The organism is Paenibacillus sp. JCM 10914, assembly GCF_001315105.1.
In the GTDB taxonomy this organism is placed as follows: Bacteria; Bacillota; Bacilli; order Paenibacillales; family Paenibacillaceae; genus Paenibacillus_AQ.
This window is the reverse complement of sequence record NZ_BAZR01000003.1, coordinates 199,277-224,052: the sequence shown is the minus strand read 5'-3', so window position 1 is coordinate 224,052 and position 24,776 is coordinate 199,277. Positions and strand designations below refer to the sequence as shown.

The window sequence follows — 24,776 nt, the reverse complement described above, 5'->3', positions numbered from 1 at the left end:
CGTGCACATATTAATATTTCAATGGAATTCATCTATTTATTCCGAGAAATTATCCCGATACATCGTCGGATTTATACCGTGTATCCTCTTGAAGGCTCGAGAGAATGTATTCGTTGAACTGTACCCGCTCTGTCTTGTGATTTCACTGACCGTTATCTCCGTTTCCCGCAGCATAGCGCAAGCTTTCTCCATCCTTAAGGATTCTAGGTAATCCGAAAAATTGGTATTGGTCTGTTCTTTAAAAAATTTGGAGAGGTACACTCGGGATATCCCTACATGGTCAGCAATGGTATCGAGATTTAAATTTGGATTCCCGTAATGGTATTGAATATATTGTTGGATGTTCTCCATTAATTGAACATTTCTACTTTTTTTACGTAGTAGCAGCTGTTTTGATATCCAGGTGTACCGTTGTCGCATAAATCGAAATACTTCAACTGTGTTATCCATATCGATCATTTGATGAAGTAATGTATGGACGTGCATTTCATCTTCCAGTGACAATTGTTCTTTTAGTTTCAACAGGCTTCCCGCCATCTCATAAAGGAGCAGCTTTTGAATGGAAGGGGACACATTCCGTTTTCGGAAGTTCTCATCATAAATATTATCAAGCAACATTTCTACCTCATCGAAGTTCCCCGCCTTTGCGTTATTCATTAGCTGGTTTTCGATTTCATTCGGATAGTAGTGAGTATCGGATAGATCGGGAAGCTCATGAAACCATTTGATCCCTTGCTGTTGCTGCCGATTTAAATAGTTTAGTGCCTGCTTCGCTTCTCCATAAGAACGGGAAACATCGATCAGCATTGCATAGATCCCTCCGACCGCTATATTGACAGAAACGTTTGGTTCAGAAGCAGTGAGGTTTGTCATCATTTCAAAGGTTCGTTCCATTTTAAAGACACATTCGTTTGGATCCGCATGATGTTCCATAAACAATAGAACGAGAGTATCCTCAGCGGCATCATAAAAATGAACCGAAGCTATTTTACAAGAACGATGGACTCCTTTTAAGAGAACCCTCAGCCGATCCAAATCTTTCAAGCGATGTTCTTCCGAACCATTCATTGGATGAATATGGACAATAGCAGTTGCTACGAATGATATATGAGGTGGCAAATGAAGATGTTTCATCATGCTTTCCATCATGCTTCCACTTACGATGTCCCCATTCAACAGCCTCTCAATAAAGCTCGACAATAAAAAAGGTTCCTGATTTTTAATTTCTTCCTGTAGTGTCAGATTATTTTCCAGCACGTTTGATACTTTCCGACTATTTCGTACTGTAAACAAGTAAGCCAAAATCATACCCATGATCAGAAAAACGATTGCCATACTAATCGTAATTCGTTTGATATAATCGACCTTTTCAAGCACGATATGCGGGGATTGGGCGAGTACGTAATACCAACCATTTTCATCTGAGCGGATATGTGTAATCATATTCCCATTAGTTTGAGCGGAAGGGGGGATGAAATCAGAACTGTTGTCCAAAAAATTCGGATCAAACTCGATATAATCGCCTATCGAGGATATGACATTGCCATTTTCATCTGCAATATATGCCCATCCGTTATGGTCTGCAGCGAGACCTTTTAGCAATTGATTTACTTGTTCGTTGTCAATCAGCACAACCACGCTTCCCTGCGCTGCAATAGGACTAGACCCCAATGGGTAACTATATGTAACGATGGAACGAGACTTATTTTTGTAGATCGCTTGCATTGCAGGTAGAAAGCGCTTACAACAGTTCTCTTCAAAAAACACACGATGCCACTGCTCATAGCTCAGCTTATCGTAATTTAGAATCAGTTCATAAAAGGCATCTGATTTATACAGGAGCGAAGGTGCGATAACGACGTCGCTGTTACGGTAAACAACCAAATAATCCAGAATGAATGTATTAGATACACTAAAATTATATAGACTCTTCCTTGCAGCCAATAGTTTAAAGGTATTCGTGTGCTCAAATGGTTCCTTGATTTTCTGTAATTGAACAAGTTTCGGATCATTAGCCACTTGCGTAACCATGGTATCGATTTCTGCTAATCTTCCATCCAGTGTCGATCTCACCTGCTCTAGCATATGCATATTATTGTTCCTTGCTTCCTCGCCAACTAATGAGAGGGTTTGTTGATAAATCATCCCTCCCGTTGACAATGCTAAAATTACGATGAGGACATACGGTATAAGCAAACGTATAAACCAGTTGTTTTCACCAATTATTCTGTAGTGTTTCATTAGCTCGTTCTCCTTTCCAAAGAACTTGTTTATGGCGCGAAACCATGTGTTCCTACGAATGCATACAAGAGCAAAATCTTGTAAGTATATCTTATCCTCTTCCATACCCGGGGGCAGCCTACAATGGCGACATCCTATAGTACGATTTCTACATACTTAAGCATGAAATCGGGGTCTAATGACGCGAGTATGACGTCAAAGGGGGGTTCTTCGTATGGAGCCTAGGGAGAAGCCAAAGATTTACTATTTGATCGATATCAAGTATATTAGAACCAAATCATAGTTAATGAAGCGAAGAACGCCTCGTAGGTTCCAGTAGGAATCCTATGAGGCGTTTTTTGTTTACTCATGGGAAGGGGTGTATTCGTAGTGACAGATTTTGAAGAAAGCTATCATCTATTCTTAAAAGAACAGAAAGAAAAGGCTGATGTCCGTCGTTATGAAATGCTGGAGCGGGATCTAACAGGACCAAAGCAATGCTCCGCAATGTCTTATTGCCTGTTCTTGGATCTTATCAAGGTTTGGAGTTAGAATACCGGATGACAAATTCCACAGGAGTCTCTTTGTTCATTGACGTCTATTATGCACCGCTACGTCTTGGATTTGAGTGTGAGGGATTCAGCGCTCATGCCGAAACGATTACGCGCGAACGCTTTAGTCTGGAGAAAAGCAAAGTACGCTCCATGCTAAGGTTTGGTATTTCGTACGTTCCTTTCAGTAAAGATGAACTGGACAAACGGCCAGAGGCTTGCCGGAACTCGCTCTTAGAGATACTGGATTTCTGTGGACATAAGCCTCTGTTGCACCATTTAACCATCTATGAACGAGAAACACTGCGTTACCTATATACGTTATTTAGACCATTTAATCTTGCGGATGTACGTACACACTTGGGGGTATCACGAAACCTTTCTATCAAAGTACTGAAGGGATTATTAACTAAACAACTGATTAGACCTTTAAATCCAGAGGCTCAACGCTACTATCACTACACCGTGGTGGTGGAAGAAGCGATTCATTATATTAGATAGACGTTCAATTGCAAGTCCCTCTCAGGGACTTACCACCCCACTTCAGTGCGTTTCCCGTTCCACAAGTCCCTCTCAGGGACTTGTTCCCCCACTTCGGTGCGTTTTCCGCTACACAAGTCCTTCCCAGGGACTTGCTGCCCCACTTCGCCGCGTTTTTTGCTCCACAAGTCCCTCGCAGGGACTTGCTGCCCCACTTCGGCGCGTTTTCCACTCCCCGTTTAACGGTGTTTGAGCCGCTTCGTCATCATCACTTCATCATCTTGAACATAACCTGACTTCTCATAAGCACCGATCGCCGGAACGTTGTCGTGACCAGTCAGCAGCTTCACGGTTCCACCCACGCTGTTGAAGCTGCCGCTCCAGAAATTCAATCAGCATTCCCGCCAGTCCTTGCCTTCGCGCAGACTCTCGTATATACATTTCCGTAATTTCGCCCATCGCCTGCCCGTAACAGAAAGACTGAAACAGCTGTGCGCATGCAAACCCTGCCGGTTCATCGCCCAGATAAGCAATCGCCACGATCTCATGAGCTTGCTGCAAACTGCGCTTCACCGCTGCGAGTGGCATGACGACTTCGTTAAATTCATGATTCAATTGAATCAATACAGACGCATCTGTTGGAGATGCTAGACGAACCCTTTTTTCACAACCCATATTTCCCATTAAACCTCCATATTGATGATCTACTTATGAAGTATACCACCAAGATCCAACCCGCTACATAGCCCCCGCTACACCAAAAGGGCTCTCCCGTATCCACGGAGAGAGCCCTTTGTAACAGACTAACCAACAACCGAAAACATAAGACCACAATAGATCAGGACAACTGCACCCAGCGCACTAATCAGTCCACTTACCGCGCCCATGTTCTTCCGAAACGCCTGAATCACGTTTAGCAGCAGCCCGAGTCCAATGATCAAGCTAATCATCCCGATCCAGCTCCAGGTCCAGGTGAGATCTCCACCGGTGAACCCTGGGTGGAACCAGAGGAACGTAGTCGCCGGACCATACACTGCAAGCGTATCGGTCACTTCATGGGGGGCGGGCTGCTGATTCATATAACCGGTGACGATATAGATCAGCCAGATCAGAACAGCTTCGCTTCGCGCCCAACTTACCGGAGAGTAGCCAGCTTCCCGCTGAAGCTTCCGCTTGACCAGATAACCGTTGACAAAGGCAAAGATCAGCAGCGGCACGATCAGGATGTGCTTCATCAGCAGTGCCTGTCCGTAAGATAGCGTCCAGCTATCGACCGGCTTCGGCGTTACGCCCGTCATCAGAAACAATCCAGAACCAATAACGATAACGACACAGACAATGGCCAGCGGATGGAACCATTTCAGAAATGCACGCCAGCCGTTAAGATCTCTGGTGAACCAGCCGGTGATCAGCAAAGTACCTGTCCACACCGCCATCGCTACAAAATGACCAAAAAAAGCGATCTGGCCAACACTATCGAACAACGATGCGGCATGATTAAACGACGACATGGCAGCGGCTATGCCTAACAGCGCCAATGGCATTAACCAGCGAGCATATGAGCCTGGTCTTCGCCTAACCACGACGGTTAAAGCAGCGAGCAGAATGGACAGTACCAGAATCCAGGCATAACGCTCGCCTTCGCTAAATTTGAACATGATGCTGTTAAAGGATGACCAGAAACCGATATCATCTTTAAAGAACATAATCAACTGCAGCAGCGGAATAAATCCGCAGATCGCAACCACAGCGGCTGATACCGGACCCAGCCAACCGGGTATGGATAGCTCAGGCTTGTATCGTTGCGGCACGAGCGATAGAACCGCAATCCCTGCTAACACAGCATATGCCAGATATAGAAAGGGTTCCGTCAACCAATAGTAGGACATTATTTTCTCTTCCGCGAAGCTTTAATTCCGAAATATCCAGCGACGAAAGCTACGACAATGATAATAATAATCCAGGCGGTAGAACCGCTATTCTCGGCAGGCTCTGCTGCTGCGTTATCTTGGTCTTGCTCGTTCTCCGCCGAAGCGTTATCCGCATCATCCGTTACCGTATCATCAGTAGACGTAGGTTCCTCCGCTGCATCATCTGTATCGGTAACTGGTTCTTCCGGATCAGCTGCGTCCGGTGCTAGATCTGGCGCATCCACTTCAAATGCATACGTTCCATCCACAGGATGGCCGTCTCCTCCGACGATTTTCCATTCGACGGTGTACGCCCCCGATGAAAGCGGCGATGCCAAGGTACCTGACAGCGTCTGTCCCTCCACCTGAACACTGGAGACTTCGACTTCAGTCCCTTCTTGATCCAACACCTTCAGCGTGCTCAAAGTCTCATCAATATTTTCATTAAATGATAGGCTCACTTCACTAACACTTTCCGTCAGCTTCGAATCTGCTGCAGGAATGCTGGTTTCAAGCTTGGAATGGGCCGAGGTTACCGTCGGAAACACCAGTACAAGCAGGAGACCCAGGGTTAGTAAAATGGCTGATTTCATATGTCTCAACACACAAATCTCCTCCAATCAAGTATCTCATTTTTAAATCACCATCATCATAACAAACCCATTCGGACAATACCAATGAGTATATTGTGAACGTTCCACCCCCTCTGATCCGGTAAAAACAAAAGGAGATGCTGGTATCAACCAGCATCTCCGAAATGAATAATCATTATAGCAGCGGACCTAACGCTAACCTCGCTCATACCAGTAACCCGGTACCTGTTTGGTCAAGCGCAGCAAGGCTTCAAGATAATAATAGTCGCCCCAAATCATGTAATCATCAGGTCCCATGCCGCCTCTGACGTAATAGGATCCATGCTTGATAAGGCCTTCCTCCGTATCTTGTCCCATAGTAGAATAGTTGGTTACCAAGGACATCATGGACCGCTCAATTGCTTCTGTCAATAGCCCTTTATTGTCATTATCGTCATCCAGGTGCTCCAGGATCTCCAGCATCCCGCACGCAGCAATAGCTGAGGCCGAGCTATCGCGTGGCGTGTTCGCTTCAAGCGGAACGTCAAAATCCCAGTAAGCGACATGATCTTCCGGTAGATGATCGATAAAAAAACGGGCGGCGCGAATGGCCGTTTCCAAGTATTTCACATCACGGGTATAACGATATGATAACGCAAAGCCGTAAATAGCCCATGCCTGACCACGCGTCCAGGTGGAGCCGTCATGGTACCCTTGATGTGTTCCGCCGCCGATTGGTGTTCCATCCGAAGGGTTGAAGTAGAAGGTGTGGTAAGAAGAGTCATCCCCGCGCATCAGATACCGCCGGCTCTTGTCGGCATGGGCCACAGCCACGTCCCAGTATCGCTCGTCGCCCGTCTGATTGTAAGCCCAATACAGCAGCGGGATATTCATCATGCAATCGATGATAATGCGCCCGCCGTTCTTCTCGTCTCCTTTTTTCCCCCAGGCTTGAATATATTGTCCCTCTTCCCGCCAACGCAGCATTAGATGATCGGCTGCCTTAAGCGCAAGCTGCTTGCCTTCTTTATGTTGATCCACAATCCACGATGCCAACGCGGAAGGGAGATAGAGGAATCCGATGTCGTGATGATCCAGATGCCGCTGTTCCTGCAATCGCTGTGCATAATCCGCTACATGAGCTAGTGCCGTCTCCTTGAAAATGGACTCCTCTGAATACTCATAACAAAGCCAGATCATTCCCGTATAAAAGCCCTCGATCCAATCGTTGCTTTCTCCCCAGTCATAGCGCTTCTCCGTCGTAATATGCGGAAATTTCTTCGGGAATCGGTTTATATTGGACTTCGTCTTCCTCATCGCATCCTGAATCGCTTGCTCCCACATCATCACTTCACATCACTCCTATTCTTTGATGCTCCAATCATGACGCCTTTGACAAAGTATTTTTGCAAGAACGGATATAAGAACAAAATCGGCAGCGTGGCAACCATGATCGTTGCATACTTAATGGTTTCGCCGACCGGCATCCGGTCTCCTCCCCCTACGGAGGTCATCATGCTGCTCGTGTCATTCTGGATAAGAATCTCACGCAGTATGAGCTGCAGCGGGAACAAATCCCGTTCTCTTAGATAGATGAGGGCGTCAAACCACTTATTCCAGTGCCATACACCATAGAAGAGGACCATGACCGCTATCACCGGGAGAGAGAGCGGTATGATGATCCGCAGCAAAATCGTCCAGTCATTCGCCCCGTCGATCCGCGCAGATTCCTCCAGCGCACTCGGAACCGCCTGAAATGCCGTTCGCATAATAATCAAATTCCATGTCGTCATGGCACTTGGAATAATCAGTGCCCAGTACGTATCAAGCAGCCCCAAATTACGTACCAATAAATATTTGGGAATCAGCCCGCCATCGAAAAACATCGTCATGACGATCAACATCATGATCGTGCCTTTCCACATCACATTTTTCCTGGACAAGCCATACGCACCAAGAGCCGTCATCGCTATATTCAGCGTCGTACCAACGGTTACATACAGAATCGTGTTCAAGTAACTGCGAATGATGTTCGGATTCTCGAATACCATTCGGTAAGAATCCAGCGAGAAGCCTCTGGGCCATAACAAGATGCCCCGGTGCTGCACGAATTCAGCCGGCGTACTGACCGAAGCGAATAATACATAGATGAACGGGTACAACGTTACGATCGATAACAGGCATAACAGAATCACGTTCGTATAATCAAATAAGACTTCACTGACCGATTTGGAAGTTCGCATAGCTGTCTCCTCTCTACCACAGCTTCGTGTCCGTAAACCGCTTGCTGAGATAATTAGCCCCAATGAGCAGGGCAAAGTTAATCAGGGAATTGAACATGCCGACCGCCGCGCTAAAGCTGTAACTCGCTTCCAATATCCCCTTGCGGTAGACGTAGGTGCCGATGACATCCGCCGTCTCATAAATCATCGGATTATACATAATCAAGATTTTCTCGTCCTGTAGCGCCATGAAGGACCCGATCCGGAGAATTAGCAAAATGATAACGGTTGGCAAGATGCCCGGCAACGTAATCTGAAGCATTTGCTTCCAGCGTCCGGCTCCGTCTACTTTCGCCGCTTCATACAAGGATGGATCGATATTCGATATGGCTGCGAGATAAATGATCGACCCCCAGCCAATTCCCTGCCATATAGCGGACGAAGTATAGATCGTGCGGAACCATTCCGGCAGTCGCATGAACGAGATGGGTTTGCCGCCGAAATACGACACCAACTGGTTAATCAATCCGTCGACGGACAGGAAATCGACTAACATCCCCACCACCACCACAACCGATATAAAATGAGGAATATATGTGATGGACTGCACCGTCCGTTTCAACACGCGATGCCGCACCTCATTCAACAGCAGTGCCAGTATAATCGAGGCAGGAAACACGAAGATGAGGTCGTACGCGCCGAGAATAATCGTGTTGGATACCACCCGTTCGAAGAAAAAGCCATTAAAAAAATCGTTGAAATGCTGAAACCCAACCCATGGGCTGTTCCATATCCCGAGTCCCGCCGAGAAGTTTTTGAAGGCGATCTGCAGACCATATAATGGACCGTAGTGAAATACGGCATAGAACGCCACAACCGGAAGCAGCATCAGGTAGATCATGGAATTGCGGCGAAAATCTTTTGCTGCTCTCACCCTGAAGCTCTCTTGGCGGTTCTGAATCATCACGCGGTTTGTCATCTCTTCCTTGAGCTCCATCCCAATGCCCTCCTCTGATACAAGATCGAACACGCATGGAGGGAAGAGACTTCCTCCCCCTCCTGCCACGTGCTTGTGCAACCGTTAACGGCTGTTGAACCGGTCCAATGCTGCTTGTTGAATCTGAAGTGCCTCTTCAATACCCATCCCCTGAACGGTTTGCACAAATTGGTCAAATCCGCTGATGGGCTCCACTCCCATAATGAATTTGTTGACCATCTCTTCGTAATACGTCTGGATATCATTCATGATTGAAGCATATCTAGTGCTCTCTTCCGCCGTTGGCGAAATAATCGGCATCAGACGTTCATTGTCCGCTTGCATCCATGTCTCAATGGCCGCTTTTTGCTGCGGTAGCGCGGAATATTGTTCAATATACCGGCGATCCTGCACAAAGGGACCAGAGTAACTGGCCAGATTGTATTTGGACATCGCCTGTGTGATCGAAAGTCCTTCTGGATTCTTCATCACTTGCTCGGTGTAAGTCGGATAGCCTTCCTTCATATCGTAGCTAACGCCCTCTACCCCAAAGTTAAATAGCATATGGCCTTCTTCTCCATACTTATGATCCAGCCACTTCACCGTCTCCACCGGGAACTTGTTCGCTTTGGTAATGGCTGCCCCGACACCGGTGAACGCGGAATCCTTCTGCCCTAGAATTGGAGTATCCCCCTTCTTCAGTACGACGTTAGGCGCACCTACCAGCTTGACGTCCGGATTGGTCTTGAGCATTAATTCAGAATATCGCCCCAGACTGCTACCCATATATCCAGAGAAGGCTCCAAGTTGGTTGTTGGTCACTTTGGCATCCTTGAGCGTGCCGTCCGTTGCGGCATAATCCTGATCGATTAATCCTTCGGCATACCATTTGCTCATCGTCTCCAAATACGATTTAAACTCAGGTTGAATCGGACCATAGTTCACTTTACCGTCAACCTGGTAAAATCCAGTCGTTATCCCCCACGCTCCAATAAACGCATGGTTTAGGTTCGTCATATCGAGATCCAGCAGAAGCGGGATTTCATCAGCCTGCCCGTTCCCGTTAGGATCGCCGGTCTTGAACGCCGTTAACACCGTGTACCACTCGTCAATCGTTTCCGGTACGGAGAGCTGCAATTTCTCTAGCCAATCCTCACGCAGAATAATGCCGTTGTACGTCAGTAAATACTCATCCCCACGAATAAAAGGGAATACGTAAATATTTCCCCCATCCGTGCTAATCAGTTTTTGGTATTCTGGGTGTTCGTTCAAGAGCTTCGATAAATGAGGTGCATGTTCTTCGATCAATTCATTCAGGCGAATGATGGTTCCATCGGAGATCGCCTTGTCCGGCCCGCCGGATACATTAGCCCAGCCATACTCTACGACATCGGGCAAGTTGCCGGATGAGACCATAATATTGAAAGCGTCCGTCTCCTGACCTGCAGACGGATGCTGAAATTTCAACTTGGTCCCTGTGAGCTTCTCCATTTCCTGATAGGCCGCAATGCCGTTCATATCCTGCATCGTGGCGGATGCGTTCGGGTTAAGCGATACCCAATAGGTTAATTGTGCCGGGTAACCCGGCTCTCCGTTCGCAGCAGCACCGGTTCCTTCTGCACCTGTACTGCCTGTAGGCTGCTCGACGCCCGAGCCTCCCCCGCTGCATCCTGCAATCATAACCACGACGAGCATAGAGATCATCAGCCTAGCTACACGTATTCGGATTGTTCTCAAATTACGACGCCTCCCTTTTTCCTAATGTGAAAGATGGACTGATTCCATCGGGACTGTTCTTGACGTCCCTGACTCAAATTCTAGGCTCAACGTGCATTTGCCGTATATCATACACATTCGTGATTCATGAACAGGGATTAAGAATGAAGATGATCTTTTCTTAAGGTCGATGATAGAGAATGCAAAGTTTCCTTATATTTGCCCGGCGTGATGCCTCGTATTTTTTGAATACCCGGATAAAACCGACGTCGCTTGTATAACCGACGGAGCGGGCGATATGCGAAATCGTATTTCTCGCATCCCTCATCATTTCCTTGGCGTGCTCGATCCGAATCTTCGCCAGATAATCCGTCAGATTGGTACCGCTGTTCTTCTTGAAAAAGGCCGATAGGTAGGGTGGCGTAATGTTGAACTGCTCCGCAATGGAAGCAAGGCTGATCATGGTATCGTCATGATGATCCGTAATGTAACGCTGGATCTTCTCCAGCAGCAGCGAAGAGGAATCCCCTCGCTGGTTCCGCACGTAATGACAGACCTGGCCAAACCTCCACTTCACTTCCTCGTAGAGTTCCTCGACCGTACCGCCTACCGTTATATGCTCAATGGAGCTTCCAGCTGTGCCGAAAATATCTTCAAATTTCAAATTCAAAGCATTCAGCAGTTTAAACATGGTACTGAGGAGATTGGAGAACATAAGTCTTCCCAGTTCAGGCGAGATCGATTTTCGCACAAAGTTGTTATGGTACAAGCATTGAATGAGATCCTGAACCTTGTCGAACTCCCCGCTCTTCACGGCATTGATGAGCTTGACTTCCGTTTCAATGGGGAAATCATAATACGCCTCCGTCTGTTGCTGCATTTCACGGTAAAACAAAATCGGCTGGCAAGCTGTGAATATCGAGTATTCCAGTGCCTTCTGGCTCTCGCTGTAACCGCTGGACAAGCCTCCGGGACCGATATGAATTCCGCTAATCCCAATTGTGGTTACGGTTCTGAAACGCTGCTCGATTACCTGTTTCACCTGCTCCGCCCAGTCGTGCATTCCGACTTCAATGTTCTCTAGCGGCTCGGGTACATTTACGATCAAGGCTACGAGATTTTTCTCCATTTCCACGGCATAAGCGGTATACGGGTGGATCTCTTCGGCGACCTTGCCAGTAACGAAACGAATGAGCGCCCATTCGCTTTCACGCTCGTTATGGATGAATCCGCTGGCATCTCGAAGTTCAATCAAAGCAACAGCAAATCCCGGATACGGGAAGGTAAGGCCCATGAAAGCCATGGCATGGTCGGACATATCACTCTCATCCACGCTTCCCTTCAACAGACGCTGCAGAAAATTGGAACGAATGACCGGGGTTTGACGAGATAGTTGTTCCTTCATCATCGTCTGCTTGCCAAAAGAATCTACCATCGTCGATTTGATAAATTCATATTCATTTCGCACCTCACCATCGCGTGCAGGGTGAGCTTGGATAATGAAACGAATAATGTCACGAAGCGGATGGTAAGCACGGTACGTCATGTACGCGCAAGCGGCAATCCCTGCAGCAAGACAGATCGCCAGGACGCCGGCGGCCATTCTTTTCACCATGTTGACCTTCTCCATGAACACATGCTCGGGCACAACGGAGATATACTCCCACCCGCTTCTCGCCGAGATCGTCGAAACCGTCAGCATCGGATGATCCCGTTCGGTTCTCCAGGTGCTGCTCTCTGCGGATTCGCCGGCACTGAGAATGACCTGACCGCTCGCGTCCTTAATGTAGATCGTGCCATGATTGGATTTCACGATCTCTTGCAGCAAGCCGGCAATTTGCTTCTCTTCAATCAGCATGATGAGCGCACCTTTAGGATTTCTCTTCTCCCCGAATGGAAGCGTTTGCATATATGTTAACATCCGTTTCTGATTCAATCCTTTGCCAACCTCCGTTACAGGCATATAACGATTCAGATGAATCCCGTGCAGAATATCCGACTGATATTGGTTATAGTTCAAATTGGTGTATCCATAAATATCCGAGAAGAGGATACTTGACGTCGTCTTAAGGGTTGGACTGAGAACGATATCGCTTTCTCGCAGATACACATAAAAGTCCGTAATGAAGCTGCTACTGTTACGATATCGCTGCATTTCCTGAATAAAGCTGTAATAACTATAGTTCTCAGCCCCGTTCTGAGGCGTGCTTGCCTTCAGCAATACGTCCAGCTTCGGATGTGAAGTGATGTTCCGGGAGATCAGGTGCATCTCATCCAGTCGGCCGTCCACCACCTGCTTCGCTTGCTCGATCAGAGCCATATTGGCGTTGTTCGCATTCTCAATCATTACCTTCTCGATCCGGGAATACAGTCCGCCGAATACAATGACCGGGATCAATAACACCACAAGATAGGACATGAGCAATGTAACGAAAACGGAAACACGATGGGAACGCTCCCCGCTTGCACTGACCGACGTCAACCTCCTCATCCCCTCACCCTCCAGTTCTTTGGTTAATGTATCTTCCGTATTTACATTAATTACATCATACTGTTTTTATTTAACATGAACAGGCTTTCTTCAAAAATGTTAATCGATCACGAATTTGTATCATACTCGAATGGATCAGCTTCCTCTACGATAGAAGTGTTCCGGTCTAAACAACCGGAAACTTGTATACGACTTGGAGGGAAATGATGTGAAACGGACAGCTCTGATCATGCTCATACTGATTACGGGGCTTCACGGCTTCTTGCCACCGACGTCCGTATGGGCCATGATGGAAAATGACAATGTATTCGCACAGGAGGTTTTGATTGTGAATGGTGGATTCGAATTAACGGAGACAGGTTCCCAATGGTTAGATGGCATCCGACCAACAAACTGGGGGCAGTGGCTGCCTGTAGGATCGCCCATACTCAGGGTAGATCAGGAAACTTTCAGATCCGGTCAACAATCAGTCAGCATAGAAGGACCTGCCGGAACATCCAGTCGCGCGGCCATTACGCAGTCCATCCCTGTCCAGATAGGGCATACGTACCGGATCAGTGGCTGGGTCAAAACGGATTCCGTCAGTAATGCAGCACTTATTCGCTATCAAATGAAACGAAGCGGTACAAGCAATGTGTTGATCCAGCTCGGGTCGCTGAAGGGAACACAGGACTGGACTTATATGGAGAAATTGTTCACCGTACCGGACAATGCAGCTACACCGCCAACGCTAACCGTTGAACTGTTTTTGGAGACCGGTACGGGCCAAGCTTGGTTTGATGATGTGTCCGTTGATGAAGTTATTCATTCGATCACGCTCGAACCGGAGCTTGCTTATCTAGCTACAGACCAGGCCGTAACCCCTGCTCTTCATTATGAACCGGCTTCGGCACCTGTTCCGGATCTGCAATGGTCGGCATCAAACCCGGATATCGTGAAGGTAACGAATCAGGGTCAGATTACGGGACTTGATACAGGATTTTCAACGGTTACGGCATCAACGTATGATCATGCGCATACTGCATCGATATTCGTGAGCGTTAATGCTCCTGATACCCTTCAGGTTGAATCTTACGAAGGCGAAGTTGATCAGGACCGTGCCTTGCAAGATCAGTTGTCCGCAACGGACAGCACGGATGCAGGGCTGGAATACGTTCTCGTCTCTCCGCCAGCGAACGGCATAATGAATATGAAAGACGATGGCAGCTTTACTTATTATCCCAACCATGGTTACAACGGTACGGATAAATTCACGTTTGTCGTTCGCCAAACGGCTTCCGGCGGCGTCAGATTCGGTCAAGGCCAGATCGTCGTTAACAAGACGAATACTGCCCCTATCCTCGATTTGGCATGGGGATATACCCCGATGGATACGCCCTTATCATCCAACTCTCCAAGGCCGAAGAGCCGGATGGAGATACGATCTCTTGGAGCCTTGTCGCTCCTCCCTCGTACGGTACCGTACGAGTAGACGAAGAAGGGACCTATCAATATACACCGATAAATGGTTATTTGGGTTATGACCAATTTCGCGTAGCAGCAGAGGATGATCACGGCGGGCGTACCGAGAGCGATATGCTGGTCTATGTCGGACCCACAGCGGAACATTTGGCTGCCTCACTTCGAATTCAGGATGGTCTTGACTCGATTTCGGGAGGGCGTCATCCGCGTCTTCTCGCATCTACCGAGGATTTGAACCAATCCAGGCTATGGCTGGACAACGGGGATCGTTACATGAGTGAATGGATGGATCGCTTAAGACGACAAGCGGATCCTGTCCTGTCTACAACACCTCTATCTTATTCGCCTAACGGCGGCAACGTTTACATGCTGCGCGATCGTTTGATCCCGACCGCGCTCATGTACCGCTTCACCGGCGAGTCCCGTTATGCACAGCGCGTATGGCAGGAGCTTGAAGCGATGACACATTATGAGGATTGGGGCGGCAGAACCAATAACATCCTGGCATTGTCAGAACTCTCGTTCGCCGTCGCACTGGCCTATGACTGGATTTATGACGATCTGGATCAGTTGCAGCGAGCTCAATTAAATACAGCAATTAAGGATCATGCACTTGCGGTTGCACTCGATTGGTACCGCGGCGAGTTCCGCCATAACGGGGAGCACAATAATATTAATCTCGTCGACAATGGCGGCCTCGGATTGCTTGCTCTGGCCGTTGCGGATGAACCTGAGACTGAGGCACAAGCGCTGGAAGTCATTCAGAGCACCTTCCAGAAGCTGCAATATGCATTGCGGCATTATACCGAGGACGGCGCATGGCCCGAGGGTCCGGCATACTGGCACTATGGTGGTCAATATCTCGCCATGTACATCCAGGCCTTGAATACAAGCATGGGAACCGATTTTGGTCTATCCCTGCTCCCGGGATATGCGGCTTCGGGAGCCTATCCGTATCATTTGCTCGGAGAAGGCGGGTTCTTCAACTTTTATGATGGCAACATCAGCTACAATATGTATGAATCGCTCTGGTTCGCTTCGTTCTTCGACAAGCCGGAATACGCTTGGTTCATTGGAGATTTGTATAATCGAAAAGGCTACTTCCACCCGCTTTATATGGTGTTTTACAAGCCCGGCATGTTTGAGCAGGTACCTACTCAATTAGATCGGTTCTTCACCGGTATTGAATCAGCCTCCATGCGCAGTGCCTGGGATGACCCTTATGCGCTGTTCGCTTCGATCAAAGGCGTGAACGAAACGATGCGAAGCCACAACGATCTCGATGGTGGCACCTTTGTGTTCGACGCACTGGGCGTTCGATGGGCATCCGATCTCGGAAATGAAAGCTATAGCCTGCCCGGCTTCTGGGATTACCAATACCAACGCTGGACGTATTATCGCAAGAAAACCGAAGGTCACAACACGCTCGTCATCAATCCAATCGAGCATCCGGTTATACAGCAAGAGCCTTACGGCACAGCTGTGACGCTAAAGAAAGAATCAAAGCCAAGGGGAGCTTACACCATTCTGGATCTGTCCGATCTGTACCGGAAAGATGCAAGTGAGATGCTACGAGGAATGAAGCTCTCATCCGACAGACGCGAACTGGTGATTCAGGATGAGATCCAACTGAAACAGCCTTCCGAACTGTACTGGTTTATGCACACCGGGGCGGAAGTTGAAATTACGGAAGACGGACGTGCTGCCATCCTTTATGAACAAGATAAGCGATTATATGTGCAGATGACGGAGGCACCGACTGGCGCTCGCTTCTCGGTTATGGACGCACGACCGCTGGCCACTTCACCGAATCCGGAAGGTCAATCGAGCAATGAGGGCATGCGGAAGCTAACCATCCATCTCCAACAGGTTCAAGATATCGATTTGTCTGTTCGTATGATTCCGCTTTATGCCCATGATCCGCTGCCTAATGATGAAACAGACCATATCGCACTGCTGGAATGGTCCATTCCCGACGGTGAACTTCCTGAAGTTCCTGCGCTTCCGGTGGCAACGGCTCTGATGCTGGACGGGGTACCGCTTCAAGACTATCGACCGGAGATCACGTACTACGAAGCAGGACTACCGTTCGATGCTCCGCAGCCCCCGCTGGTGTCTGCCGAAACCGAGCATACTGTCACCATCAATCAAGCGAGCTCGATACCTGGAAGTGCTACTATAACCATCCAGGACAAGGATAACCCGAAGCTGAGTAATCGATACACCCTTCATTTCACACGCAATCCAGCGATAGGTGAACCGCCGAATCACCTCAAATATCAAGTACAACAAGTTACGGCAAGTAGCGTTCCGGAATCAACAAACATCCCGGAGCATGTCATCGATGGCAATCTAGACACCCGCTGGTCTGCATCAGGCAAGGAGTACGTTCAGCTCGATCTTGGAGAACCGAGATCAGTTGGTGCTGTTTCTCTGGCTATCTACTTAGGGGATACCCGCAAGAACTTATTTGATGTGCTTGCTTCTGTCGATGGCGTGGAATGGTCAACCATTTATGAGAACGGACTGACCTCCGGCACCACCCAGCAACCGGAAACATTTCTGGTAGAACCAACAACAGCCCGTTACATCCGAATATTAGGTAAAGGAAATAACGTCAATCCGTGGAATAGCTTCACTGAAGTGGGAGTATATCCACTCGCCCCTATCGTACTACGGATAGAGGCGGTCCCTGAACTCAAGCTGGGTGAATCGAAACAAATGAATGGTTGGTATGGCTTCCCGGGCGGGAAACGTGAACAGGCAGAAGCATTGACTTACATCTCAGACGCCCCCGATGTTATTCAGGTTAGTGCTGCTGGAAGATTAACGGCTATCACACCGGGAACTGCGATAATTACCATACAAGACTCCGTCTATGGGCTTACAGAAACCGTTAAAATCACAGCCCAACCTTGAGCAAAAATCAACTTTCAAAACACAAAGAAGTGTCTCCGCCAGGAGACACTTCTTTGTGTGCATCAGTTATGGCTCATAAATCATCTTTCGAGTCATTCCTCCGTCAACGACCAAGTGAGCACCCGTGACGAAATCGTTATCAGGGTCTGTGAAATAGAAGCAGGCTTTGGCGATATCTCTTGGAACTCCTACCCGTCCTGCGGGATGCTGCTTATGGTCTTCTGAACGCAGCTCCTCATAGGAGCCGGTCTCGATCCAACCCGGACTAATGCAGTTTACGCGAATTCCATCTGGACCTAAGCTGATGGCCATAGCATGGCTTAAGGCAACAATCGCTCCTTTCGAAGCAGCATAAGCTTCTGAATTCGGCTCGGACATGATCGAGCGTGTAGACGAGATGTTAACGATAGCCCCACCTTTACCCGTCTTTTTCATATATTGGGCAGCCTCGCGAGAGGCAAGAAAACAGCTTCTGGCATTTGTATTCATGACATCATCCCAATCCTGCACCATTAGTTCGTACGGTGACTTCCATCGGGATATTCCTGCATTGTTAATCAGGATATCGATGTCTCCTCCGAACTCTGCCGCTTGCTTCATCAAGCGTTGAATATCGGATTCCCCTCTAACGTCACATGGGACGAATACCGCCTGTAATCCCTGCTGCCTTAATTCATCTGCCACTCTCTTTCCTTGCTCTTCATTGACGTCACTCATCACAACCCGTGCTCCATTCAGTGCGTAGCTTCAGCTAACCCACGCCCGATCCCATTGGCGGAACCCGTAATCACTACTGTTGTATTCTCAAATTTCATGCCCAGCCCCTCCTTCTCCTCTATAATATACCACCGGAGAAGACAAGCTAACTCATGATATTCTTGATTCTCCTATCTTTGTATAACTCCGAGTTCAGCCTTGGGATGCCGCACAAACCCATAATATCGCGTCCCTTGAAAACGCAGTAATCCCTTGTCTCCTTCGGCACACATTCCAAACTCCTCGCCATTTACAATAAACTCCATTCGATCCCCGCTCTCCACTTCGAATGTGAGATAGTAGGTGGTGCGTGTTCGACTCGACGTCGGATCATCTGTTGGCTGGGTGTGTTTCACTTCCGTTCGCTTGCTGACAATCTTGGAATCGACCGCTAGCAATGGCTGTCGGTTGTTCTGGCTCCACTGTAAAATTCCCTTCCCTGCCGACAGCAGTATGATCCCGATGACGACGATGAAAAACACGGGCATAACGCTGCCGAAAAAATCGAACATCCAATCTGATCCCGATCCCATACGGCTCCCCCCTCCACCTTGTCTTGGAATATGTATATGCTTAGATTCAGACAATTTAACTCTTTCGCTTGGAAAGTTTGACTGAAATTTTATAGAGTTTGTCCTTTCTTGAAGCCAATTCAAAAAGCCGGCATCTGCGTCAGCAGAGCCAGCTCCAATAATGAATAGCCGATTATTATATTCCTTGCCAAGTAACGCCTCCGTCCGAACTCTTCATCAATCGGGAGCGTTTCTTGTCATCCGTCTCAATCAGCATCCATCCGACATCCGAAGAGACGAACTGCAGCTTGACTACGTTCGGATAATTGGCCAAATTGTCTGCCAAAAGCTTACTTCTAGGATATGCCTTCCACGTTCTTCCCATATCGCTCGAATGCTGAATAATGCCATTCACCATCCGATGACCGTCATACACTCGGCGAAATACAGGTTGCAATGAACCCTCACGAGCGATCCCCTGGTTTGGGAATGACACCAGATTCCATGATTTTCCTGCATCGCCGGTAAAATACCCAAAGTAACCGGACTGATCATTCTTCGCGCAAGTAACAGGTATATACACCTCGATTGAATTTCCTCGTCCACCCAGTAACTTGGGTGCGCCTGTTGTAACGTTGCCGCAGGCATCTAGCTGCTTATTCTTAAACACTTGTCCGGATGACTTCCATTTCTCGCCGCCGTCACGGGTAATGTACAATTTGGAAGACTGTATCTCGCGTATCGTGGCAAACCCAACCGTAGCATCCGTGAACGTCAAACCGATCACGGAGCCTGTACGAGGAATCACCGATCCCGGAACGCTAGCAGATGAATACTCCGAATTCTGCATGATTTGATTCCATAGGCCACCGCTATTCGTCGTGCGATACAAGGACTTCTGTTCCGACCCTCTGGTCAGATCATCCGTTGATAGAATCCAGCCTTGCTGTGGGGAAACGAAAGAGAGCGCCGTGACCTCCCCGGTCCCTGGAATAGAAGAGATCTTCCAAGACTCTCCACCATTCGATGTATTCAGAAGTACAGTTTCAGCCGAGCCTTGCTTGTTGCGAATAATCCAGCCATGATCTTTGTCAGTAAACACGATATCTTTTCCATACACAAGCTTGCCGCCGAACGGAACGTTTGAGGAAGGAGAAATGTCAACCCATGTCTCTCCATAATCCTGCGTCCGGTATAATCGCAGGGCTGCATCGGTAATCCCCCATGCAACACCGGTAGACTCACTCAACAAGTGAAAGTCCGTCAATCGTGTATGTATCTGGTATTTACTTTTCTCCTCCGGTGCTTTCATCACCGTGTCGGGGGTCACTAAGGTTATCGTCTGACCCTTATCTATATCTTCTTGCGCTTCTTCTTCAATCACTTCCGGAGGTTCTTCATCTGAAGAAAGCTGCTGTTGTTTTATAGATTCTGAGGTACAGGCAGCTAACAAGAAAGCCATCACCACCAGCATGCAGAACCAGAATATAAAACGTCTTGATTTCAAGAACACTTCCTCCTTATTACAACAATCTGTGCTGACTTATTATCCGCTTTTTTCGACATTATAACACATTACTACAGACAGATAAGTACAGTTCTGACTTACAATATTTACAATGCTGTAGCTTTTCTACGATATGAATCATCGGAAATGTTCCTGGTCTTGATTGCTCCAGAGAGTCTGGCTTGTTCAATAGGTGCTCGGCCTCGGTATGAAATGACTCTGGCTTCTCTTGAATTCGAGCTTTGGGTTTCATCCGAATGTGTGGACATGACAGCTTGCGATATAATCTGCGCCACATTATATATTAACACATGTGAGAGGGCTGCAGGACATTCTTCGAATATGACCCTTATAACAGTGGTCTATGTAGATCAACGGGGGAAAATCTTGTGGACGATGTAAAGTGTCTAGGTAGAGCTAGCATGTGTTTTTCTATTATGAATTTTTCATATATTGAAATTGTATAATTAGTTCGTTGATGTTCGTCCTTCGTTCATTCACCCAAGCTTCCTTTACCCTAGCCTTATATTTATTATTGTGAATTTTTCAGGTGTTGAAATATTCTTTCGAACAATAATGAACCCTGTCATTAATATGACTTAACAACGAATAGGCAAGTCAACCAGGTGACGATCACGTCCCCTCTTGACTTGCCTATTCGTTGAATTCCCTGTCCTCTTACCCTTTGACAGCTCCTTCGGTCAAACCTTTCTGAATATATTTCGAGATGAACAAGTACACAATCAGCACCGGAATAACCGTCAGCGAAACGGCTGTCGCCATCAGACCGAAATCTGTTCCGTATTGCGAACTGATCTCATTCAGCAAGGCGACGATCGGGCGAACATTCTCCTTGTTCACGAAGATCAAAGCCGAGAACAAGTCATTGTACGACCACATGAATACAAAAATACTGGCCGATGCAAAAACAGGCTGCGAGATCGGCACAAAGATTTTAATAAACATTTGCCAGCGATTACATCCATCCATAAATGCGGCTTCCTCAAGCTCTTTCGGAATCGTAGCCATGTACCCCGCAATAACCAAGGTCGCAAACGTCAGATTCCCTGCTGTCTGCGGGAAGATCAACCCCCAATACGTATTGACCAAACTCGTCTTGATCAGCAGCTCATATACGGGTACAACCGTAGCAAAGGCGGGAATGAGTAATGTCGCATACAGAAGAGAAAAAATCGCACGCTTGCCCTTGAAATTAAACCTCGACAGCACATAAGCTGCGAGTCCACCAAGCAGCAGCACCAAAAATACCGTACTAAAAGACATAATCAAGCTGTTCATGTAACTTCGCCCAATATTGATCCGGTCAAACGCATTCTGATAGTTGACGAACACCGGGTCCCACGCAATTCCGAATGAGTTATTCATGACATCGCGCGAAACTTTAAACGAGTTATTCACGATCCAGAATAATGGATAAATCGTTGTCAGTGACCATGCGGTCAGAATGATGTACATGATCGCTGAGCTAAGACTGAACCGGCTCTGCTTGATGCGCTGCGTTTTGTGTTCAACAACGATAGTTGGTTCCATAACAGTACACCCCTAAAACTTAATATGTAATCTCGTCTCGCTTCAATAACCGGTTGGCAATTAGTGCAAGCACCACCCCAAAAACAACCATGTAAATGGCAACCGTTGAGCCATAACCGAAGTTCTGGTCGACCATGGCCTTCTTGTACATATAGGTTCCCAGCACTTCTGTACCGTTCTGACCTCGGGTAATGACCCAAATGAACTCGAATACCTTGAGTGTGCCTGTAATTGCAAGCGTGATGACGACCCGAATATCGCTCATGATAAGGGGAATGGTCAACATCGTTGTTTTCTTGAAGCCGGTAATGCCCTCAAGCTTCGCGGCTTCATAATAATCCGCCGGAATTTTCGACATAGCAGTCAAGAAGAGGATGAAATAGAATCCAACATAGTGCCATACGTTCGGAATTGATACGGCCCGGAGAGCATTTTTCTCATCCAGCCATAACACCTTCTCGATATTGAAACTGGCAAGCAGATGATTCAATAATCCGAAATTATAGTTATAGAACAAGACGAACAATAATGAAATGGCTGTGCCCGAGATCACCACGGGGAAGAAGAACACCGTCCGATAGAACCCTTTGAGCTTGGAGATGTTATCGACCAGGACAGCAAGCACAAGAGCGATACCTACTTGAAACACGATGACATAGAGCATCATTTCTAAGGTGTGCAGTGTCGCGGCACCCAGCAATTTATCCGTAAAGAGACGCTCATAATTCGCCCATCCCACGAACTTCTTATCAAAGAAGCCGTTCGTGCGATAGAAACTGAGGTACAAGCTCTTGAAGAACGGATAATATAGAAAGATTGTCATGATGGCGGCTGCCGGTAACAGGAACAGCACGATATATTTGCGATCACCCTTCATATTTATCACCTTTGATGAGTATTTTTCTTCTGGCTTTTGCCAAAATGACGACGCCGCCCGAAAGTTGAACTAAAGGGGCGGCGTTCATCACTTCTATTACGACCGAATGTTACGACAATTATTTCCGATTGTCATCTTCGGTTTTCTTCGCTTCTGCGATCGCGTCTGTCGGTGATTTCTTGCCTTCTACAACGGGTTGTACGCTGGCACGAAGATTACCGAATGTCTCTTGTGAAACTTTACTGTCCACTGGAGCACTAATGGAATCTGCTTTAGCAGCCATCGCAAATCCGTCCAATGCCACTTGCGCCAAACCAGTTACTTCTACATCAGCAGCCGGAGTACCACCATTAGCGGAAGCGATTTTTTGGATAGAAGCTGGAGAAGTCAGATGCTTTAACAATTCAACCGCTGTATCTTTCTTAGCGGCATCGTCATAAGTCGACTTGGACAGGTAGAAACCGGAACCGAAACCACCAACGATATCGTTACCACTACCAGCACCGCCAGGAACTGTCGGGAATGGAACCACGGTCGAATTATCGCGCGTGTCTTCATTCCATCCGCCTACTGCCCAGGATCCTTCAAGAATCATGGCGGCAAGCCTTCACTGTAATAGTTGCCTGTCATCGACAAGTCGATAGTAGCAGCATCTTTAGGGAATGCACCAAGGTCGTACAGTTCTTTCATTGCTGCGAAGGCTTTTTCCCAGTTGGGGTCAATACCGTCAAGCAGGCCTTTATTTTGTCCTTCTGGACCAGCAGCTGACAGAATGGCATGCTCTATCAGGTAGTGTGATTGGTCAAACGGAACGGACAATGGAATGATACCTTTAGCGGAGAGCGTCTTAACAGCGGTGGTCAGCTTATCCCAATTTGTCGGAAGCTCCAGACCATTCTCTTCGAAGATCTTCTTGTTCACGAACAACCCTTCGTAGAAGCCAGTCAGCGGAGCAGCATAAATGTTGCCGTCTTTTTGTCTGGCAAGTTCAAGTGCATCAGGAATGAAACCGTTCTTCCAGTCTGCGTTCGTTTCGAGGATATCGTTCAATGGTACAACCTTGCCTGCATTTACGAAGCCTTCAGCGTCAGCGCCGATGAAGTAGAACAGCAAATCTGGTTCGTTGCCGCTGTTCATGTCCGTGTTGACTTTGGTTCTGAAACCGTCGTCATTGGCAGACATCGTATCGTTCTCGATGGTCACGTTCGGATGGGCTGCCGTGAACTCATCAAGGGCAGCCTGGAAAGCTTCACGAGCTGCATCCGTACCGCCGAAGGTGGAGAACACGCGAAGTGATACCGGAGCAGCTTCTTCTTTCTTCTCTTCTGCTGGCGGAGTCGTTTCCGTCTTTGGAGTCTCCCCATCAGCAGCCGGAGTCGGAGTTGTGCCACCATTGTTGCCGCATGCCGCGAGGAACATGGTCAGTAACAACAGAACACTCATCAATAACATCGAAGACCTTTTCATCCCTAATCCCCCTAAGTATGTTTTGTTAAGCTTATGTAAACCCTTGCTGTCTACCAGAATTTTATTCCATGGCTTGCTCCTTAAAAAGGGGTACATTCATCTTTAATAGGGGGAAATTTTTCCATGTCATCTTTTAGCGTCCTGTTTCCTACGTTATACTTGAATCAAGTATCATCACGAGAGGGAGGCGCCGATGGTTGCAATTAATCGCATCTTTAGGTTTCTATGGGTGGTTTGCCTGTTGTTATTGTCGGCTTGTCAGAACGAACGGCCCTCTATTCAAGAAGCCACTGGATCATCCTTGGCTCATATAGTGGAGCGTTCGAAGACAGGTGAGTTATGGAGCTGGGCTGATTTTGAGGATTACCCTTACGAAGATATCGGGTCAGGCCTGTATGTCCGTCAATATGAGCTGGATGGGCACTACCGATTAATTGTCTCCGGCCGAAGTTTGAAGGAGAACCCCTCGCGAATTTTCCTGATTAATCAAGATGGTGATGAAATCGATCTGCAAGTCGGACGTTAGAATATCAACGGTCAAGCACACCACATTGCAAAAAAAAGCACACCGATCCGAAAGATCGCTGT

At 47.6% G+C, this 24,776-nt stretch carries 20 protein-coding genes and 1 pseudogene; 5 read left to right on the top strand and 16 right to left on the bottom strand.

Annotated features, from left to right (window positions below):
* Nucleotides 1-36: 36 nt before the first annotated feature.
* The gene (locus JCM10914_RS06525) at nucleotides 37-2,241 is read right to left on the bottom strand and encodes a helix-turn-helix domain-containing protein (protein WP_023958765.1); all 2,205 of its coding nucleotides are present in this window, start codon (nucleotides 2,239-2,241) and stop codon (nucleotides 37-39) included.
* Between the two features lie 369 nt (nucleotides 2,242-2,610).
* On the opposite strand from JCM10914_RS06525, the gene JCM10914_RS06520 reads away from it, so the two are divergent.
* Nucleotides 2,611-2,772 (top strand): hypothetical protein, encoded by a 162-nt coding sequence (locus JCM10914_RS06520; protein WP_023958763.1) that lies wholly within the window; start codon nucleotides 2,611-2,613, stop codon nucleotides 2,770-2,772.
* Nucleotides 2,773-2,780: 8 nt separating this feature from the next.
* Entirely contained in the window at nucleotides 2,781-3,272 is a 492-nt protein-coding gene (locus JCM10914_RS06515) for a hypothetical protein (RefSeq protein WP_036717187.1), read from the top strand.
* A gap of 279 nt (nucleotides 3,273-3,551) precedes the next feature.
* Here the strand turns inward: JCM10914_RS06515 and JCM10914_RS06510 are convergent, their stop codons facing one another.
* From JCM10914_RS06510 to JCM10914_RS06475, 8 genes are all read right to left on the bottom strand, one after another.
* Nucleotides 3,552-3,926, bottom strand: coding sequence for a GNAT family N-acetyltransferase (locus tag JCM10914_RS06510; protein ID WP_231638537.1), 375 nt, complete (start codon nucleotides 3,924-3,926; stop codon nucleotides 3,552-3,554).
* 128 nt (nucleotides 3,927-4,054) lie between these two features.
* Nucleotides 4,055-5,140, bottom strand: a complete 1,086-nt coding sequence (locus JCM10914_RS06505) for a copper resistance D family protein (RefSeq protein WP_023958761.1) — start codon at nucleotides 5,138-5,140, stop codon at nucleotides 4,055-4,057.
* Nucleotides 5,140-5,754, bottom strand: coding sequence for a copper resistance CopC family protein (locus JCM10914_RS06500; RefSeq protein WP_231638546.1), 615 nt, complete (start codon nucleotides 5,752-5,754; stop codon nucleotides 5,140-5,142). Before JCM10914_RS06500 ends, JCM10914_RS06505 begins: the two co-directional genes overlap by 1 nt.
* Nucleotides 5,755-5,949: 195 nt before the next feature.
* Complete coding sequence (locus JCM10914_RS06495; protein ID WP_197286833.1) at nucleotides 5,950-7,077, bottom strand: glycoside hydrolase family 88 protein; 1,128 nt, start codon at nucleotides 7,075-7,077, stop codon at nucleotides 5,950-5,952.
* A 2-nt stretch (nucleotides 7,078-7,079) separates the two neighbouring features.
* Nucleotides 7,080-7,976 carry a carbohydrate ABC transporter permease gene (locus JCM10914_RS06490; RefSeq protein ID WP_023958755.1) on the bottom strand — a complete coding sequence of 299 codons (897 nt, stop codon included), beginning with the start codon at nucleotides 7,974-7,976 and terminating at the stop codon, nucleotides 7,080-7,082.
* Between the two features lie 13 nt (nucleotides 7,977-7,989).
* A complete protein-coding gene (locus JCM10914_RS06485; protein WP_023958753.1) occupies nucleotides 7,990-8,952 on the bottom strand; it encodes a sugar ABC transporter permease in 963 nt (320 codons plus the stop codon).
* Nucleotides 8,953-9,036: 84 nt separating this feature from the next.
* The gene (locus JCM10914_RS06480; protein ID WP_036717182.1) at nucleotides 9,037-10,668 is read right to left on the bottom strand and encodes an extracellular solute-binding protein; all 1,632 of its coding nucleotides are present in this window, start codon (nucleotides 10,666-10,668) and stop codon (nucleotides 9,037-9,039) included.
* A 160-nt stretch (nucleotides 10,669-10,828) separates the two neighbouring features.
* Entirely contained in the window at nucleotides 10,829-13,138 is a 2,310-nt protein-coding gene (locus JCM10914_RS06475; protein ID WP_023958751.1) for an AraC family transcriptional regulator, read from the bottom strand.
* Nucleotides 13,139-13,346: 208 nt separating this feature from the next.
* Between JCM10914_RS06475 and JCM10914_RS29850 the strand changes: the two genes are divergently transcribed.
* A complete protein-coding gene (locus JCM10914_RS29850) occupies nucleotides 13,347-14,609 on the top strand; it encodes a carbohydrate binding domain-containing protein (protein ID WP_023958750.1) in 1,263 nt (420 codons plus the stop codon).
* Nucleotides 14,495-17,518 (top strand): discoidin domain-containing protein, encoded by a 3,024-nt coding sequence (locus tag JCM10914_RS06470; RefSeq protein ID WP_231638545.1) that lies wholly within the window; start codon nucleotides 14,495-14,497, stop codon nucleotides 17,516-17,518. The genes JCM10914_RS29850 and JCM10914_RS06470 overlap by 115 nt, the downstream gene beginning before the upstream one ends.
* A gap of 66 nt (nucleotides 17,519-17,584) precedes the next feature.
* On the opposite strand, the pseudogene JCM10914_RS06465 reads toward JCM10914_RS06470, so the two are convergent.
* The 7 genes and pseudogenes from JCM10914_RS06465 to JCM10914_RS29840 all read right to left on the bottom strand — a co-directional run bounded on the left by JCM10914_RS06465 (nucleotide 17,585) and on the right by JCM10914_RS29840 (nucleotide 24,188).
* Nucleotides 17,585-18,333: pseudogene (locus JCM10914_RS06465) on the bottom strand (SDR family NAD(P)-dependent oxidoreductase).
* Between the two features lie 72 nt (nucleotides 18,334-18,405).
* The gene (locus JCM10914_RS06460) at nucleotides 18,406-18,807 is read right to left on the bottom strand and encodes a DUF2500 domain-containing protein (RefSeq protein ID WP_023958747.1); all 402 of its coding nucleotides are present in this window, start codon (nucleotides 18,805-18,807) and stop codon (nucleotides 18,406-18,408) included.
* Between the two features lie 175 nt (nucleotides 18,808-18,982).
* Entirely contained in the window at nucleotides 18,983-20,299 is a 1,317-nt protein-coding gene (locus tag JCM10914_RS06455; RefSeq protein WP_231638536.1) for a hypothetical protein, read from the bottom strand.
* A 672-nt stretch (nucleotides 20,300-20,971) separates the two neighbouring features.
* Nucleotides 20,972-21,844: a carbohydrate ABC transporter permease gene (locus JCM10914_RS06450; RefSeq protein ID WP_023958745.1), complete on the bottom strand. Its 873-nt coding sequence runs from the start codon at nucleotides 21,842-21,844 to the stop codon at nucleotides 20,972-20,974.
* 19 nt (nucleotides 21,845-21,863) lie between these two features.
* A complete protein-coding gene (locus JCM10914_RS06445) occupies nucleotides 21,864-22,721 on the bottom strand; it encodes a carbohydrate ABC transporter permease (RefSeq protein ID WP_023958744.1) in 858 nt (285 codons plus the stop codon).
* A gap of 118 nt (nucleotides 22,722-22,839) precedes the next feature.
* Nucleotides 22,840-23,316, bottom strand: a complete 477-nt coding sequence (locus JCM10914_RS29845; RefSeq protein WP_023958743.1) for a hypothetical protein — start codon at nucleotides 23,314-23,316, stop codon at nucleotides 22,840-22,842.
* Nucleotides 23,313-24,188: an ABC transporter substrate-binding protein gene (locus JCM10914_RS29840; RefSeq protein ID WP_023958742.1), complete on the bottom strand. Its 876-nt coding sequence runs from the start codon at nucleotides 24,186-24,188 to the stop codon at nucleotides 23,313-23,315. Before JCM10914_RS29840 ends, JCM10914_RS29845 begins: the two co-directional genes overlap by 4 nt.
* 193 nt (nucleotides 24,189-24,381) lie before the next feature.
* Between JCM10914_RS29840 and JCM10914_RS06435 the strand changes: the two genes are divergently transcribed.
* On the top strand, nucleotides 24,382-24,714 hold the full coding sequence (locus tag JCM10914_RS06435) for a hypothetical protein (protein WP_023958741.1): 333 nt from the start codon (nucleotides 24,382-24,384) through the stop codon (nucleotides 24,712-24,714).
* Nucleotides 24,715-24,776 lie beyond the last annotated feature (62 nt).